At 41.2% G+C, this 17,697-nt stretch carries 14 protein-coding genes; 11 read left to right on the forward strand and 3 right to left on the reverse strand.

What is annotated here, in order from left to right; translation table 11 throughout:
* The 10 genes from J4N22_RS08160 (at position 1) to J4N22_RS08205 (ending at position 10,878) form a co-directional block, all read left to right on the forward strand.
* Positions 1-1,017, forward strand: a complete 1,017-nt coding sequence (locus tag J4N22_RS08160; RefSeq protein WP_207493434.1) for a Gfo/Idh/MocA family protein — start codon at positions 1-3, stop codon at positions 1,015-1,017.
* An 8-nt stretch (positions 1,018-1,025) separates the two neighbouring features.
* Positions 1,026-1,490, forward strand: coding sequence for an acyltransferase (locus J4N22_RS08165; RefSeq protein WP_242692094.1), 465 nt, complete (start codon positions 1,026-1,028; stop codon positions 1,488-1,490).
* 21 nt (positions 1,491-1,511) lie between these two features.
* A complete protein-coding gene (locus J4N22_RS08170) occupies positions 1,512-2,603 on the forward strand; it encodes an exostosin domain-containing protein (RefSeq protein WP_207493435.1) in 1,092 nt (363 codons plus the stop codon).
* On the forward strand, positions 2,600-4,009 hold the full coding sequence (locus J4N22_RS08175) for a phenylacetate--CoA ligase family protein (protein ID WP_207493436.1): 1,410 nt from the start codon (positions 2,600-2,602) through the stop codon (positions 4,007-4,009). The genes J4N22_RS08170 and J4N22_RS08175 overlap by 4 nt, the downstream gene beginning before the upstream one ends.
* A 3-nt stretch (positions 4,010-4,012) precedes the next feature.
* The gene (locus tag J4N22_RS08180) at positions 4,013-5,044 is read left to right on the forward strand and encodes a glycosyltransferase family 4 protein (RefSeq protein WP_207493437.1); all 1,032 of its coding nucleotides are present in this window, start codon (positions 4,013-4,015) and stop codon (positions 5,042-5,044) included.
* Positions 5,045-5,049: 5 nt separating this feature from the next.
* Positions 5,050-6,120, forward strand: coding sequence for a glycosyltransferase family 2 protein (locus tag J4N22_RS08185; protein ID WP_207493438.1), 1,071 nt, complete (start codon positions 5,050-5,052; stop codon positions 6,118-6,120).
* The gene (locus J4N22_RS08190; RefSeq protein WP_207493439.1) at positions 6,117-7,331 is read left to right on the forward strand and encodes a DegT/DnrJ/EryC1/StrS family aminotransferase; all 1,215 of its coding nucleotides are present in this window, start codon (positions 6,117-6,119) and stop codon (positions 7,329-7,331) included. The genes J4N22_RS08185 and J4N22_RS08190 overlap by 4 nt, the downstream gene beginning before the upstream one ends.
* Positions 7,328-7,927: a sugar transferase gene (locus tag J4N22_RS08195; RefSeq protein WP_207493440.1), complete on the forward strand. Its 600-nt coding sequence runs from the start codon at positions 7,328-7,330 to the stop codon at positions 7,925-7,927. The genes J4N22_RS08190 and J4N22_RS08195 overlap by 4 nt, the downstream gene beginning before the upstream one ends.
* A 196-nt stretch (positions 7,928-8,123) precedes the next feature.
* The gene (locus tag J4N22_RS08200) at positions 8,124-10,091 is read left to right on the forward strand and encodes a polysaccharide biosynthesis protein (RefSeq protein WP_207493441.1); all 1,968 of its coding nucleotides are present in this window, start codon (positions 8,124-8,126) and stop codon (positions 10,089-10,091) included.
* 103 nt (positions 10,092-10,194) lie between these two features.
* A complete protein-coding gene (locus J4N22_RS08205) occupies positions 10,195-10,878 on the forward strand; it encodes a tyrosine-protein phosphatase (RefSeq protein WP_242692095.1) in 684 nt (227 codons plus the stop codon).
* Between the two features lie 98 nt (positions 10,879-10,976).
* Here J4N22_RS08205 and J4N22_RS08210 read toward each other — a convergent pair whose 3' ends face one another.
* Positions 10,977-12,548 carry a hypothetical protein gene (locus J4N22_RS08210; RefSeq protein ID WP_207493443.1) on the reverse strand — a complete coding sequence of 524 codons (1,572 nt, stop codon included), beginning with the start codon at positions 12,546-12,548 and terminating at the stop codon, positions 10,977-10,979.
* 306 nt (positions 12,549-12,854) lie between these two features.
* Positions 12,855-14,369 carry a hypothetical protein gene (locus tag J4N22_RS08215; protein WP_207493444.1) on the reverse strand — a complete coding sequence of 505 codons (1,515 nt, stop codon included), beginning with the start codon at positions 14,367-14,369 and terminating at the stop codon, positions 12,855-12,857.
* 480 nt (positions 14,370-14,849) lie between these two features.
* Between J4N22_RS08215 and J4N22_RS08220 the strand changes: the two genes are divergently transcribed.
* Positions 14,850-17,162: a T9SS type A sorting domain-containing protein gene (locus J4N22_RS08220; protein WP_207493445.1), complete on the forward strand. Its 2,313-nt coding sequence runs from the start codon at positions 14,850-14,852 to the stop codon at positions 17,160-17,162.
* A 122-nt stretch (positions 17,163-17,284) separates the two neighbouring features.
* Here J4N22_RS08220 and J4N22_RS08225 read toward each other — a convergent pair whose 3' ends face one another.
* Positions 17,285-17,566, reverse strand: coding sequence for a hypothetical protein (locus J4N22_RS08225; protein ID WP_207493446.1), 282 nt, complete (start codon positions 17,564-17,566; stop codon positions 17,285-17,287).
* Positions 17,567-17,697: the final 131 nt, after the last annotated feature.

Consider the following 17,697-nt stretch of genomic DNA (forward strand, 5'->3'; position numbering starts at 1 on the left):
ATGAAGAAATTGAATTTTGCTATTGTTGGTTGTGGACGTATTGCAGAACGACATGCAGAACATATAGCTAACAATGGAAATCTCGTAGCTGTTTGTGATATAGTAGAAGAGAAAGCAAAGGCATTAGCTAACAAAGCTGGCGGCAATCATTATATAAGTATTGATGATATGTTGGCGGCTGAAAAGCATATTGATGTAGTATCTGTTTGCTCGCCTAATGGACTGCATGCAGAACATTGTATAAAAAGTTTGCGCGCAGGTTTTCATGTATTGTGCGAAAAGCCAATGGCAATTTCCGTATATGATTGTGGTGAGATGATCAAGGAAGCGGAGAAAGCCAACAAGCGATTGTTTGCTATCAAGCAGAACAGGTTCAATCCTCCAGTTGCAGCGGTAAAGGATGCCATTGATAAAGGGATATTGGGAAAGATCTACAGCATTCAGCTCAGCTGCTTTTGGAACCGTGATGCAGCTTATTACCGCGACTCATGGAAAGGAACTAAAGACCTGGATGGCGGTACTTTGTTCACGCAGTTCAGTCATTTTATCGACCTGTTGTACTGGATGGTTGGCGATGTAAAAAGAGCTTATTGTTTATCAAAAAATTTTGCTCACCAGGGCCTTATCGAATTTGAAGATACAGGAGTTGTTGCTTTGGAATTTCAAAACGGAGCGCTTGGTACCATCAACTATACAGTGAATAGTTACAGGAAAAACATGGAAGGCTCGCTTACCATTTTTGCTGAAAATGGTACTGTAAAAATTGGTGGTGAATACCTGAATGAACTGGAATACCAGAATATAAAAGATTTTGAAATAACCAATTTACCACAAGGTAATAAGGCTAACAACTACGGCACCTATGTCGGATCTATGTCGAACCACGACAAGATCTATAAGAATGTTGTGGATGTATTGCAGAATGGAAGTGCCATCTCCACTAACTCGTTTGAAGGATTGAAAACTGTTGAGATCATTGAAAAAATCTACCAGTCATGCAAACAACTATGCCAGTAAATGCTCCAATGAAACATATCTCCCTGCAAGTAAGTATTCGTGATGTTGATTTTGGTGAAAATGTAACGGTGATAGAACCGGTAAACATCTATGGTTGTAAAATTGGTAGCAACACTTTCATTGGTCCGTTTGTAGAAATACAAAAGGACGTGGTGATAGGACAGCGGTGCAAGATCCAAAGCCATAGTTTTATTTGTGAGTTGGTAACTATCGGAGATCAATGTTTTATTGGTCATGGTGTGATGTTCATCAACGACCTTTTTGCTACTGGTGGACCTGCTGCCGGTAAAAAAGAATCGTGGAAGAAAACAAGATTAGGTAACAATGTTTCTGTTGGAAGCAATGCTACTATACTGCCGGTGAACATTTGCGATAATGTAGTGATTGGTGCTGGTGCAGTTGTTACTAAAGACATCACCAAACCAGGCGTATATGCAGGTAATCCTGCAAGGTTCTTAAGAGATATAAACTGATCATTCACTATCAGAAAGCAGGTGCTGAAAATCTATATTCCTGATTGGACGGATAATTTCAACAGGCCACATACAATTCCTCCTCTTTATCCTTTTTTAAATAAAGAGCTGAATAACGAGGAATTGGTAAAGCAATATGGTGACTGGATACTTCAATGGAAGATTGTTACAAGTATTGAGCAAAGTGATGTGGTAGTGCTGCTGTATGAAGTAGGTTATTATTACAAATACAAAAAGCTCCAAGAACTTATTGCTATAAATAATGAAGCAATCAAAGCAGGAAAGACTACTATTTGTTGGATCAAGGGTGACGAAGGCATCACACCTCCGCTGAAGAACTTTCATTTGTACAGGCTTGGTGGTTATAAGTCAAAGAACAAGGGTAATCAATTTGCTGTTCCTGTTTTTATTGAAGATCCATTGCCTAAATATTTTAAGGATCAACTTTCGTTTCAACCTAAAACAGCCAAGCCTGTAGTAGGTTTTTGCGGGCAGGGTAAAGCAGGATTATTAAAAGCAGGAATTGACATTTTAAGGGGATTGAAGAAGCGGGTTGATCACTTTGCAGGCCGACATTATTATGATCTTGAGGTGTTGCTTAGCAGCACCTACCGTCGTAATCAAATACTGGATGCCCTGGAAGCGTCCCAAAAAGTTTCTAGCAACTTTATCAGGCATACACGCTATAGAGCGGGAATGAAAACGAAGGAAAGCAAAGAGGAGAGCAGCCGACAGTTTTTTAAAAACATACAGGAATCGCAGTATATACTTTGCTATCGCGGTGCAGGAAATTTTTCAGTACGATTGTTTGAAACATTAGCATCAGGAAGAATACCTGTTATTGTTTTATCGGATAATAATCTTCCATTTGAAAGCGAGATCAACTGGCAGATGTTTCCTTTAGTGCCAGCTGATAAATGCAGGAACACCGCTAACATAATCAGCAATTTTCATGATGCACTTTCACCCGAAGCATTTGTTGCGCTACAACAACAGGCACGTGCTTTATACGAGGAGTATCTTTCTTACAAAGGCTTCATGAAACACTTCACCAAAAGATATACTCCAATCAGCGAGGAAAAGCCAGTAGCTGCAATTTCTATCAACCAATGAGCTTAACTGAAACTATATATAATAACAGCCCAGTTTTTCTACAGAACCTGTACATATCTGCTTTTGGTTATGTATGGAATAAGAAAAGGTTTGGTGGCATCTTCAAACATGAACATGCTGCAGCTAAAGAGCGTGAAAATTTTACAACTGCTCAATGGCAGCATTACCAGCAACAACTGCTGCAGAAGTTACTGGTTCATGCTTACGATACTGTTCCTTATTATAAGAAAACGTTCAATGAACGTGGGCTTTCGCGCCAGCAGTTAAACCACATGGACCTGCAACAGGTTAGCATGTTGCCTGTGCTTTCAAAAGATGATCTACGCAAGTACGGAAAGACAACACTGTTATCATCAGTCAGAGAGAAAGGCGGATACTTCCTTTCATCCAGTGGTAGTACGGGTACGCCGGTTAGTATTTTGTATTCACCAGCCATGCACCAGCGGTGGTTTGGTATATATGAATCACGCATCAGGAACTGGGCAGGCGTTAGCAGTTTTACACCACGCGGTATGATCGGTGGCCGGAGAGTCATCACCGCTGCTGAAGGCAAGGCGCCATTCTACCGGTACAATGCGGTAGAGAAGCAGGTATATTTTTCTGCCTATCACATAAATGCAGCTAACACTGCTAACTATGTAAAAGGCATCAGGAAGTATGGCGTGCAATACATGACCGGGTATGCCATGAGTAATTTTTTCCTGGCGCGGTTTATACAAGAAAATAATCTTGAGGTGCCTGCTTTGAAAGCTGTGATCACATCAAGTGAAATACTGACGCCTGAGATGCGGCAGCTGTTTCAGCGTGTTTACAATTGTAAAACCTATGACAGTTGGGGAAGTGTAGAAGCTTGTGGTATAGTAAGCGAATGCGAACACGGCAAACTTCATCTAAGCCCTGATTCTGCTATCATAGAAATATTAGACGATGATTTACAACCTGTACCTGCTGGGGTTGCCGGCGATGTGTACTGCACCGGCCTGTTGAACTTTGACCAGCCATTGATACGTTATAAGATCGGTGACCGGATGGTATGGAGTGATGAGCGTTGTGCATGCGGCAGGGAAATGCCGGTAATCAAGGAAATTGTTGGAAGAACAGAAGATGTTGTAATAGGTAAAGATGGTCGTGAGATGGTGCGTTTCCACAGCGTTTTCTATGGAATAGATAAAATAAAAGCTGCGCAGGTAATACAGGAAAGGGTAGATGAGATAACGGTAAAAATAGTAGCCGAAACCAAACTATCAAAGGAAGAAGAGAACCAGGTAAGGCAACGTGTAATCAGCCAGCTGGGTGAGATGACTATTCATATCGAATATCCTGCTTCTATACCTTTAACTTCTAATGGAAAGTTCCAGGCAGTGATATCAAAAGTAAAGCGGAAGCAATTGGTGGATGTGCAATAGGAGATGAAGCGAAAGATCGTATACATAGATAATTTTCTAACCGGGCACGGACATACACCCACCACAGGTATTGCTGTTGTTAAGCTGCTTCGTGAAGAAGGTTTCCACGTTGTACATGCTAGCAGCAAAAAGAATAAACTGCTGCGCCTGTTCCATATGTTGTCTACCATAGTTAGCAACCGGCAGCAGGCAATTGTAATGATCGCTACCTATAGCACATCTGCTTTTTATTTTGCTTATGCTTGTGGTAAATGTTGCAGGCTTCTCAATATCCCATACATAACCTGCCTTCATGGCGGCAACTTGCCATCGCGTATAGCTCGCTCTAAAGGTTTGTCTGCTTCTTTGTTTGGTAACAGTATTACCAATGTAGCTGTTTCAGGCTATTTGGCCAGGAGCATGAAGGAAAATGGATGGCCGCAGCTGGTGATACCAAATGCCATCTCACTCAAAGATTACTCCTTCAAAGAGCGCAACCATTGCAACCCAAAATTGTTATGGGTAAGGTCGTTTCACCAGATATATAACCCGCAGCTGGCGATACAGGTGCTGCATAAACTTTTATATGAATTTCCTTCAGCCACACTTACCATGGTTGGGCCAGATAAAGATGGAAGTATGGAAGCATGTAATCTGATGGCACAGCAACTTGGGGTAGAACAAAAGATAAAGTTCACAGGCCGTCTATCCCGCTTAGAGTGGACAACACTTGGAGCTGATCATGATATATTTATAAATACTTCCCGTTTTGATAATTTGCCTGTGAGCGTGATAGAAGCAATGGCTTTGGGATTGGTTGTTGTTAGTACCAATGTTGGAGGACTACCTTTTCTTATAGAGGATGAAGTGAATGGTTTATTAGTTGAAAACGAGAAGTGGGAAGGATTTGTTTCAGCCATTCGCAAGGTGGTTCAGAATCCACAGCATGCGTCTTCTTTAAGCAAAGCGGCCCGTAATACAGCCGCAAAATTTGATGAAGAACAAGTAAGACAACAATGGCGTGATTTATTAAACAACATGCCACTAAAGAATTAGATTAAATGCAGGATAATCCAGATAAGCTAGCTACCCTGGTTGTAAATGAAAATTTTGCAACAACTTCGCAGCCTGTTATGATCAGTGTTATCTGTCCTGTTTACAATGAAGCAGCATATATTGGTGGGCTGCTCGATTTTTTTGTGAAGGCATTGCCTGCAGATAAGGAGTTGATACTGATCGACGGAAATTCCAGCGATGATACCTGCGGAATTATCAAAGCATATAAAGAAAAAAACGGGCTTGATAATATTCACTTACTGCACAATCCCGACCGTTATGTGCCTTATGCTTTAAACAAAGCCATACCCGCATCCAAAGGAAACGTTATTGTAAGACTGGATGCACATACAGAATATAGTCCTGATTATTTTTTGCGCATACTAGATACGTTCAATAAAACAGGTGCCGACATTGTAGGTGGTCCTATGCGCATAGCCAATGGTAATGCAGTTCAAAATGCTATTGGTTATGCTACTTCCACCCGGTTTGGTGTTGGCAACAGTTCATTTCATTTCGAAGACTTTGAAGGCTTTACAGAAAGTGTGTATTTAGGCGCCTGGAAAAAGGAAATGTTTGAAACCACCGGGTTATTTGATACTGTTTTCAAACGCAACCAGGATGATGAATTCCACTACCGAGCAAACAGTATGGGTTTTAAGGTTTACCAGGATCCTTCAATAAAACTGTATTACCATCCGCGTAAGTCGCTTAAGCAATTGTACAACCAGTATTTCCAGTATGGTTTGTTCAAGCCGCTGGTGCTTAAAAAGATCAAGTCATCCATCAACCTGCGGCATATTGTGCCATCTGGTTTTGTATGTTATTTATTGTTGTTGCCTTTCCTATTGCTGGCCGGTGTTACGCTTGCTTTGGCACCGCTTGCATTATATGTACTATTTGCACTTGGGTTAGCCTTGCTTAGTAAAAAGACTTTCCGTGAAATGATACTGATACCTGCCGTTTATTTCACCATACATATTGCATATGGTTCAGGTTTTCTTGCAGGTTTAGTTTCCGATCCATCTATATCTGCTAATACAGGTAAAAAACAACTTAGTTACCCATTTAAATGAAGATACCTTTCTCGCCGCCGTATATAGATGATGATATAAAACAGGAAGTGCTGTCTGCACTGGATAGCGGTTGGATAACTACCGGTCCAAAAGTAAAAGCGCTGGAACAAGAGACTGCAGCCTATGCAGGTGTTGAGCATGTTTTGTGTGTTAATTCTGCTACATCAGGTCTAATGCTGGTGCTTCACTGGCTTGGTATAGGCCGCGGCGACGAAGTGATTGTACCTGCCTATACTTATTGTGCCACTGCACTGGCTGTAATGCATGTGGGTGCTACGCCTGTGATGGTAGATGTGAAAGATGATTTCAATATTGATCCTGCTACAGTAAAAGCAGCTATCACTACACGAACCAAAGCCATCATCGCTGTTGATTTTGCTGGTTGGCCATGCGATTATAATGCGCTGTTTGCAATTGTAACAGATGATACAACCAAACAGGTTTTTCAACCTGTAGGAGCAGTTCAGGAGCAGTTAGGAAGGATAGCCGTAATAGCTGATGCGGCCCATTCTATAGGAGCTGAATATGAAAATAGAAGGGTAGGTTCCTTGGCTGATCTTACTGTATTCTCTTTTCATGCAGTAAAAAATATTACTACAGCCGAAGGGGGAGCCATTTGTATAACCTTACCTGCGCCATTCGATAATCAACAGGTTTATCAGACACTGAGGCTATGGACACTGAACGGTCAGACCAAAGATGCATTTACCAAAAGCCAGGCTGGTGGCTGGAAATATGATATTGTTTACGCAGGCTTCAAGATAAATATGCCGGATATATGTGCGGCTATAGGCCTGGCACAATTGCGTAAGTACGACAGCCAGCTTTGGTTGGAAAGAAAACGTGTATTTGAAACTTATTCGAAAGCCTTTGCGAAATATGAATGGGCTGAGTTGCCGCCTTACGAAATGGAAGGAGCCCGTTGCAGCTACCATTTATACCCCATACGCATTAAGAACATCACCGAGCAACAGCGCGACCGGGTAATGGAGGTCATAGCAGCCAATGATGTTTCTGTAAATGTTCATTTTATCCCACTGCCATTACTCTCCCTCTTTAAAGAAAAAGGGTATTCTATAGATGATTACCCGGTAACCTACCTTAATTATTCCACAGAGATTTCTTTGCCCATTTACCCACAACTGACGGATGAAATATGTTCACTAATTATTGAAACAGTAGCTAACGCATACAAGCAAATAGTTGAATGAAAACAATAAGATTATTGGATTGCACGTTTTCTATAATAGGTTTGATAGTTTTGTCGCCTTTGTTGCTAATTATAGGATTGTTGATCAAGCTGGATTCAAAAGGTCCTGTTTTGTACAGGCAGTCCCGGGTAGGAAAAAATGGTGTGCCGTTCCTGTTACTAAAGTTCAGGACAATGCGCACCGGGTCTGATAAAAATGGGTTGCTGACAGTAGGAGGTAAAGACAGCCGGATTACAAGAATAGGTTACTATTTACGTCAATATAAGCTGGATGAATTGCCTCAACTGGTGAATGTGGTAAAAGGGGAGATGAGCCTGGTAGGCCCGCGACCTGAAGTGAAAAAGTACGTAGACCTGTATAATGAACAACAAAGAGAGGTACTGAGTGTAAGACCGGGTATCACTGATCTTGCATCTATTGTTTACCGAAACGAAAACGAACTACTTGCCGCCCACCCCGATCCTGAACAGTATTATATCACTGAGATCATGCCGGGGAAAATTGAACTAAATTTTAAATACATCCGTAACCAAACAACCAGGGGGTACTTGCAAATCATTTTCAAAACCATTTTTTCCGCCATCCGTGGCAAGTAAAGAATAGCCGCCAAAACTGTTCAACAGGTTTAGGGCAACCTTTTATTATATTTTTTCGTCAATTTCTATTGACTGCTAGCTTCTTAGGTAGACGAAGAGGAAAATGATAAAAGAAGAGAAGCATTTTTCAATATTCTTATGTGTTTTTGGAAGGAGAAATTAGGTGAGGCTTGTATCTTACTAAACTAAAACTGGCGTGAAAAACTTAAGGAAATTTTTACTGCGTAACAGGATCGCTCCAAAATGGCTGATTTTCCTGCTTGATCTTTCCATCTGTTGCGTTGCTGTTATTTACGCTAATTATCTCCGTCTTAATTTTGATTTTTCACTCATTCACTTCAAGGATATTGTTGACGACCTGGCTGCAACCATCGTTATTAACTCTGTTCTTTTCTACATTTTTAGAACCTACCACGGTATCATCCGGCTTTCCGATTTCCAGGAAGCGTCCCGGAGTATTTCAGCAGTTTTCTATTCTTTCTTCATCATGCTGGTTATAAATGTTGGTCTTGGAATGTTCCAGATGCCACCTTTTATACCAACTTCTGTTCTTTTCATCTACTTCTTCATTTCTTCTTTTTCTGTTTTTGGCTATAGGCTACTGGTAAAGCACCTGTACAGGTTAAGTGTAAACCAGGACGATCATATTCATGTTGTGATTTATGGTGCAGAACTTAATGGTTCGGTGCTTAAGAAGACAATAGAGCAAACTTCCAACAACAGGTTCAAGATTGTCGCTTTTATAGATGATGATGAGAACCTGATGGGCAAAACCATAGATAATGTAAAGATCTATTCGCTCAACCAGGTTAAGAACGTTATAAAGCCATGGCAGATAAAGATGCTATTCTTTGCTCGCCAGGACTTTGAATTGAGCAAAAAGAATGCGATCGTTGATTATTGCCTGGAGCATAATATAAAGGTGATGAACATTCCGCCCATGCGCGAATGGATACAAGGTCACCTGAACATTAGCCAGCTACGTGAAGTACGTATTGAAGAATTATTGGGTCGTCCACAGATCAACCTGAACAACGATCATGTGTTGGATATGCTGCGCAGTAAGAATGTACTTATTACCGGCGCTGCTGGTTCTATTGGTAGCGAACTGGCTCGCCAGGTTGCTTCCATACATCCTCATTCACTTATCATCTGCGATCAAACTGAAACAGGGTTATACGAACTGGAGTACGAGCTGCAGAAAAAATATAATCTCGGCAGCACGCTCAAGGTTTTCCTCGGCGATGTGAAAGACGAGAACTCCATGAACAACATGTTTGGCATGTACATGCCACAAGTTGTATTTCATGCGGCAGCTTACAAGCACGTACCAATGATGGAGAACCATCCATCTGAAGCAATAAGGAACAACGTTCTTGGAACTAAGGTGTTGGCTGATCTTTCGGAAGCCTATGGTGTAGAAAGATTTTTACTGGTATCGACAGATAAGGCTATCAATCCAACAAATGTGATGGGTGCATCTAAGCGTATAGCTGAAATCTATTGCCAGTCGCTGCAAAACAAGGAAACGCCGCCTGTTGTTGATACAGGAATTATTCACCTGAACCGTCGTAATTCAAAAACCAAATTCATTACAACCAGGTTTGGCAATGTTTTGGGTTCTAACGGTTCTGTTATCCCGCGTTTCCAGGAACAAATAGCCATGGGGGGACCTGTTACGGTTACACATCCTGAGATCATCCGCTTCTTTATGACCATTCCAGAGGCGTGTTCACTGGTGTTGGATGCGGTGATAATGGGTAATGGAGGCGAAGTATTCTTGTTTGATATGGGTGAGCCAGTTAAGATAATTGACCTTGCCCGCAAGATGATAAAGCTGGCTGGTTTAACCCCCGGCAAGGATATTGAAGTAAAGTATACAGGTCTTCGCCCGGGAGAAAAACTGTACGAAGAACTATTGAACGATGAGGAACAGGTTATTCCAACTCATAATAAAAAGATACTGGTGGCTAAAGTAGTAGAATATGATTATGAGACGGTATCGGAAAGCATAGATAAACTGATTGATATAGCTTCGGAAAATAAGGACATGGATGTAGTGCGGCAGATGAAGAGAATAGTTCCTGAATTTGTGAGCACAAACCCAGTATACGAAGCGCTTGACGAAGAGATATTAACCCCCTCGTTCTCTTCACATGGATAATGTAGTGTAACTTGCAACGCTGAAAAAAAGGGGTCCAGAAATGTTTAATTTCTTTTTTAAATCGGGTAAAATTGAGCCCGATTTGTCATTTATACAGGTTGATATGCATTCCCACCTCTTGCCGGGATTGGATGATGGTGTGAAAGAGATGGAAACAAGCATAGCTTACATCCGCCAACTGCACGAATTGGGGTATAGCAAGCTGATCTGCACGCCACATATACTTTCAGATATTTACCCAAACTCTCGCCAGACAATTCTGCCTAAGTTATATGCACTGCGTGAAGAGTTGGCCAAAGCCAATATTCCTGTGAAGGTAGAAGCAGCTGCGGAATACATGATGGATCATGAATTTGCTGAGCTGGTAGAAAGATCTAAAAAGGAAGACCTGCTAACCATAAGCAACCAATACATTCTGGTTGAAATGAGTTACCTGGCGGCTTCGCCACATGTAGAGCAGATCATTTTCAACCTTAGAATGTTGGGGCTGCAGCCTATCCTTGCTCATCCCGAAAGATATAACTACTACCACCACAATTTTGAGCAGTACGAACGGTTTAAGGAACTAGGGTGTAAGCTGCAGTTGAACCTATTGTCTCTTTCCGGCGGCTACGGCCCTCATGTAAAGAAAACAGGTGAAAAGCTGCTGAAGAACGGCCTTATAGATTTTGTAGGAACGGATATGCACCACGAAATGCATATGAAAATGCTGCAGAAATTAGCTTCAACAAAAGACTTTTATGAGCTGATGGAAGGACATGAAATGTTGAATAAGCGGTTGATGTGATCACTGATTCTGAAGCTTTGTTAGAAGCTCAAAATATTTTGGAATATGCTTTCTAAAACAAAACCCTGCACGTCGCAGGGTTTTGTTTTTTTATGCTTCTAGGCATTCTCTAGTTTAGAATAGCTACGTTTTTTACTTGCCAGGTATTTCTCGTGAATGATAGTACTCATAGGCTTTCTATACACTTTACTCTCCACCCACGAAATCACATCCAAATAAGCAAATGCCCTGGTTTCATGCCGGCTCTTTTCAAACTGTTTGATCACTCCAAGGAATTTTTCAAACTCTGGTTGCAGTTTATGTCGTGGTACATGAAATGACTTACGCAGGAACCTGAACATTTCCTCTTCAACCACTGTAAGGTTTTCCATTTTTGCCATAAACCGGTACACCGACTTGATCAGGTATTCAATAATGTCGAAGTTGCCCAACTCATAATGTGCAATGAGGTGTAATAGCCGTGCATAACATTGCAGGTCCGTACGTAGGTCTACATGATCATGGATGATCTTCTGTAGGTAATCAATACACCTGTCGTAGTCGCCATTTCCAAAGTGAAGGGTGGCAAATTTATAATTGAGTACAAGGATGCGATGCCTGTCCAGGTATAAGATATATTCTTCCAGCTTTTCTTCTATCTGCGGTATCAGCTTTACACCTTCGGCAAAAGTGCCAAGCATGAAATGCTGATTGATCCGTGCACTGTTGATGTACACAAAGGTTTGTATCCGGGCATTGTCATGTTCGGTGGCCACTTTTGTTTCAGAAAATGCTTCAAACTGGCGCAGGGTGATCTGGAAGAGCTGGTAGTTGCGCAGGTCGAAGTGGGCATTTAATAGATTGTGCATGCCCTTGATATAATGCCCCGGCTCCATCTCTATCATATGCGGCTCTTCTTCAAACAGGTTCACCCACTTTTGTGTGTAACGATAATACATCAAGAAGTCTTGCCTGATGAATGCATACCAGCAGTAACATTGACATAGATATAACCTTTCATAGAAGCCGGTTTGCTCCCTTGCTTTTTCAGGCAGTTTGTCAATGAAAAATTCCTTTACACCTGCTTCATCTTTTTCATTACGGGCATGTCCATTTTTAATATACCAGCTATACAACTGCAACGCCAGGTTGCTTAGTTGCGCTATCATTACACGCCTTTCGTGCACCTCGTTTGCTTGCGATGTAAGCTTTTCGGCTCGGCCTTGCATACTGCGTGTTATATGCAGCGTTTCTATTTTTTTCTCCAGAGAAATGGCTTGGATAAGGAAGCTGTCCTGGTGATAATAGAAAGCCATTTCCTTGGTCTTATCCAATATCTTCAGGCTTTGCAGGTAAAGGCCTTTATTGTACAAAATCCTCGCATGATCCAGTTGTTCATTCAGCTGCAGTTCTACATTCTCGCTGCTTTTAAGCAGTCGTAAGCTTGCAAGAACCTGTTTGTATAAGTGTGCTTTTATATTAGATAGCTGTTGTTTTTTTATTGCCGGAACTTTTTTTAGTAAGGCTACTTCATCATATTCCTGCATTTTGTCCAATGCATCAAACAGCTGTATGATCTTAAGGTCTTCGTTTCCTGAACTCCGTTTTATGTATAGCTTGAAATGTCTTTTCTCTGACTTCTCAAGTGATTTTATAAGTTGGTATAATGTATCAGTAGACCGGTTAGGCATCGTAAGTATGTTGTGCTGAAAGCCACTAGTGGCCTACGTTTCAGCAGGTTTTTATAGGTTTCCAAATGACAGAACAAAGCCAAATTTAAAAAGTAGGAAAAGCAGGAACTGATCTACCTTCGTTCGGCAGTGCAATTTTACAGTAGCAGGCAATCGTAGAGAAATAAAGAAGATTAATTTATCAATAAAACTGGCAAGTACACCTGCAAAAATAAAGGTTGGCTCTCAGGTAAAAAAATATGAAGAATTCTGCTATGAGTTCTTTACTCAAATCACGAGGCTTTTAGCATTACTTTTCAACGGCTTCTATAAAACTCTTTTCTTAAATACAAGGAAGCATTCCGGTTCAGCTCTTCTACCTTTCCAGCACAAAAATCCTTTGAAGTTATCTACTACCTGGTAGCCCTCAAATGAGATAATCTTAGAAGATGGGATATAATGTGAGGCAAGTATCACCAGGTCAGGTTGGTTGATTGATATAGAATCCATTACCCTAATACCAGCACCCATAGGAGTGGTGTTCTCATTCGACCATATCCAAAAACGGTTGGAAGAACCATTGTTGTAGTTGTAAAATATATTGTTGTCGAAATAGGGGAGGATAGAGGCTGACTTCCATCCACTGGCAAAGATCTTCTTCCCTTCGTAGCCGTTCTGCTTGATGTATTTCACCAGCTCCCGACTACCGGAATATTTGTTTTGTATATCGTAGACAATTGAAGCTATTCCCCAATAAGTATGAACGGCAAAGACCAATATCATTACTGCGTTCACAGCTTTTGTCAATCGTAAACCAACAGGCATTGTGTGTTTGCTATGGCTTACCCACAAGGCAAAGATCCATAGGTAAAACAGCACGCCCTGGTGCCACAGGTTCTTGTACTTCAACGAGAACAAAAGGCATAATAAGACTAACGGAAACAAGTAAATGGAACGCATTTTCTTTTCACGTAGCCAAAAGAAAGTGACAAGGAAAACCACTGCAGCCACAGCCAGCTGAATGGAAGGTGCATAGCCTAGATGATTATAGGTAAGGCTCCCCATAATCATATCTACACTAACATCTATGAAATGAAAAAAGTCTGAATTGATTCCTGCAGCCAACATATGATCGCGTGGAGGTATGAGCGTAAACGCTACAAAGCCAGCCAGCAAGCCATATGCGCCAATGGCCAATGCATGATTTTTTCTTATTTCATTAGTAAGCCATGGCCACTGCGCCACTATATTCAGAAAATGAAGAAAGACCAAACCTCCTGCAACTAGGTAAGTATGTGCACTAATATTGGCCAGGATGAATAGTAAGAACATGTATAAGAAAGGCCTGTTCATGCGATGATGATACACCATGGCCACACTAAAAATCACCAGCGGTATCATGCAGTAACTACGTGCTATAATGCCATACTGAAACAATGTAAAATAGGTGAACGGGAACAGGCATTTTACAGCCGGTGAGAAGGGAGAGAAGCGAACAAAAACATATACACCCGCTACAGAAAACAAGCCGGCAATAATATTTAGCGAAGCATACGGTAAACCAAGCTTGGCAGGTATGGATAAAGTAAGGTGCCAAAGTCCGGGAGTGCCTTCATATTTTAGGTAAGTAAAAAAGATGTCTTTGATAGAGGCATCCTTAGCAAGCAGCCAGGCCTGTGCCTCATCCATCCAAGGCTCGTGGTAAAAACCTCCAACTGCAATAACAGCTATATATATTAGAAGTACTACTACCTGGTATCGTTCAGTAAATAAGCCATCAAAAGGTTTCCATCCACTGAAGGATAAGGTTGAAGCAGGTTTGCCAGGAATTGATCCAATCATTTAATTCACACTTTCATTCATATAATAAAAAGCAAGCCGATGCTTTTCAAACCATCAAAGTAACATCTTAGCTAATAGCGTGCAGAATTTATTTTGCAATTGCTGTGCATAAAATGTCAACAGCTATCCGTCTGTTGCTGCCAACATCTTATAATTTGCACTCATATACAAAGATCATATGGAAGCCATAATAACAAAATCTACAGAACGCGACTGTCCCAGGTGTACAGGTGTGCTGGAAATGAATGAGAAAGAGGAATGCTATGAATGTCCGAAATGCGGCTACATAGATTGCGGAGATGACTAGTTAGATGTTTCTTTAGTTACACTAAAAGTCATGCTACACATCAAGTATAAATGATTTTATTTTCTCCTTCTCGCTGGATGTGAGACTTATATAACCGGTAATTTTTTCTTCATAAAAAAGTTAATGTTCATCGAAAAGCCCCTAACTTTTCGCTGTTAACTAAAACATACCAGATGAGAAAAATTTACGTAGCACTTTCTATGGCTGCATGTACTGGTTTTGGATACCAGGCGTATGCACAACCTGCATCAGTAGTATTGATACCGAATTCCGGTACACAACTGTTATTTCCAAGTATCACTTCGGCTTATGCGGCCATTCCTGCATCACCATCGCAGAATTACACCATTGAGATATTACCTACTTACAATGGAACAGATGCAAGCGAAGTATATCCTATTCAATTAACTGATAAAGGTCTTACTGCCGGTGGACCAACCATCACTATTCGTCCGGCTGCCGGTAATAATGGTGAAACAATTCAACGTGTTACGCCTGCTGCAGGAGCAGTAATCCAGTTCAATGGTGCAGACAATGTAATCTTAGACGGCAGACCAGGAGGAGTCCCATCGTCAACCGCTAACTACCTTACGGTTAATGATCCAACAATTGGTAACAACGCAAGCAGAAATATCGAACTTCTTAATTCTGCTAACAACAATACCATCCAGTTTATCAATTCAATTGCCGCAGAAGCAACAGCAACTGCTGGTTCAAGAAACATTTTTGTAGCAGGAACTACAAGTACGCCTAACAACAACAACACCATTCAAAACAACGTTGTTACTGGTGGATTACGTGGGGTACAGGATTTTGGAACCAGTGATGCATTAGCCAATTCTGGTACAAGGGTTTTGAATAACCTGGTTAGGAATTTTGGTGCTATCGGAATTTTTGCTGGAAGCGGCCAGCAGAACATGGTGATCCAGGGAAATACTATTTCACTAGATAACTTCAACGTTGTGACAACAGCTGTTTCAGGCATTTCTCAACAGTCTACCAATGCTACCAATAATTCTACCATTTCAGATAATACCATTTCTATGACCACCAGCTCTACAAGTGTGAATAGTTTTAGTGGTATCAGCAATTCTGCAAGTGGAACAAATAATTTGTTTCGTAATACTATAACTGCCTTATCCATACCAACCAATCCTGCTGCTACTAGTAATTTCATCGTGGGCATCAGTTTAGGAACGGCTACTGGAGGATCAGTTGCTACATTTAATGTTTCCAAGAATAAGCTTTCTGGTCTAAGTTCTACCGGGGCAGCTAATATCCGTGGGATGTCAATCTTCCCACTTGGAGGTTCTACATTGAATATTGATAACAATTTTGTTGCTGTCACATCAGACAATGCTTCTGCAACAGCTGTTTTTGGTATTCTTTTAGGAAATACAACTGGGGCTAATTACACTACAAACTTATACTTCAATTCTATTAGGTTAGGTGGATCAAGCAGCACTACAGGTGTTAGTGCCTACGGTATCTTCAAGGCTGATGCAAATACAAGCTCAGTATTCAATATGATGAATAACATATCTGTAGTAGATAGGGACAATGCAACCGGCATGTATTGGTCTAACACTACCGGTACTATATCAGCAGATCATAATAACTTCCATGGCTCTGGATTTGCAGCTAGTTTTGCGGCCGCAATACAAACATCTTCAACCACGCTCAATGGATACTCAAACGCTAATCTTGCTGCTTACAAAACAGCAATAGCTCCACAAGAGCAAAACACTACATTCAGTCCTGTAACTTTTGTGTCAAACACTGACCTGCATCTTGCACCTCCTTCTACTACCGATCCAACGCTGAAAGGAGTGCCAGTAACAGGTATCACTACAGATATTGATGATAACCCGCGTCCAGCTACTGCTCCTACCAAAGGTGCTGATGAGCCAGGAGGACCGGTTCCTGTACAGCTATTTACTTTCACTGGTGCAGCTAAAGGAACATACAATCAACTTCAGTGGGCTACTGCTTCTGAAAGTAATAATGCTGGCTTCCAGCTTCAGCGCTCTACAGATGGTGTTGACTTCCGTCCATTAGGTTTTGTTCCATCAAAATCTGATAATGGTAATTCTGCAGTTACGCTCAACTACAGCTTCGATGATATGAAACCTTTCTCTGCTAGTTCCTACTACAGGTTAAAGCAGGTAGATAAAGACGGCCGCTTCACTTACTCTAATATTGTAACAATAAAAGGTAAGGGCGTTACTACCGTTTCTATCAGCAATCTTTACCCTAACCCGGTTAAAGACAACTTCAATGTTGTAATTGGTACAGCTAAGAGCGGTAACCTTTCTGTTGTAGTAACAGATGCTGCAGGTAAGAATGTTCTTCAAAGAAATGTTTCTGTAAAAGAGGGAGATAATATCATTCCTTTCAATAGTGCTTCACTACAACCAGGTGTTTACATGATCCGCGTGGTTCACCAGGGAACACTGGAAACATCACAAGTTCAGTTTGTAAAGTAGATTTTAAATATTAGTATAGAAAAAACCACCGGCTTCAACCGGTGGTTTTTTATTTATCACAGCCTTAATAGAGTAATCACAAGCTGGGCAAGATGATTTACTTTTTCCTTTTGGTATACCTGCTATTTCTTTAAAACAGGAGTTTGGCGTGCATTAAAATATTGGTATGCCCACATAATGGAGAACGAAGGAACAAAGTCGGTGAAAGGTAAAATCTCTTCAATGAAATTCACCATACCACCTACAGCACCTTTCCAGCCGCCAAAGGTTTTGTAGAAAATGGCTGCAGATATAGGCGCCCATACCACATCAGCAAATTCTGCTAGCAGTGGAATAGCGAAAGTGGCATAACCTACCAGGTCCATGATAACACAAAAGGCGAGAGAGGGAAGAGGTTTTTCCATGACTTTTATTACCCACTGAAAGTACAGCAGCAATTGAAAATATGCCGTTAAAACAAGTATGGCAGCTGATTTCACCGTTGCTAGTCGTGTTGAAGTTTTACATTTACCGCCCAACCACCAGTTTTAGCCCC

The organism is Aridibaculum aurantiacum, from assembly GCF_017355875.1.
GTDB classification, from domain to species: Bacteria; Bacteroidota; Bacteroidia; order Chitinophagales; family Chitinophagaceae; genus Segetibacter; species Segetibacter aurantiacus.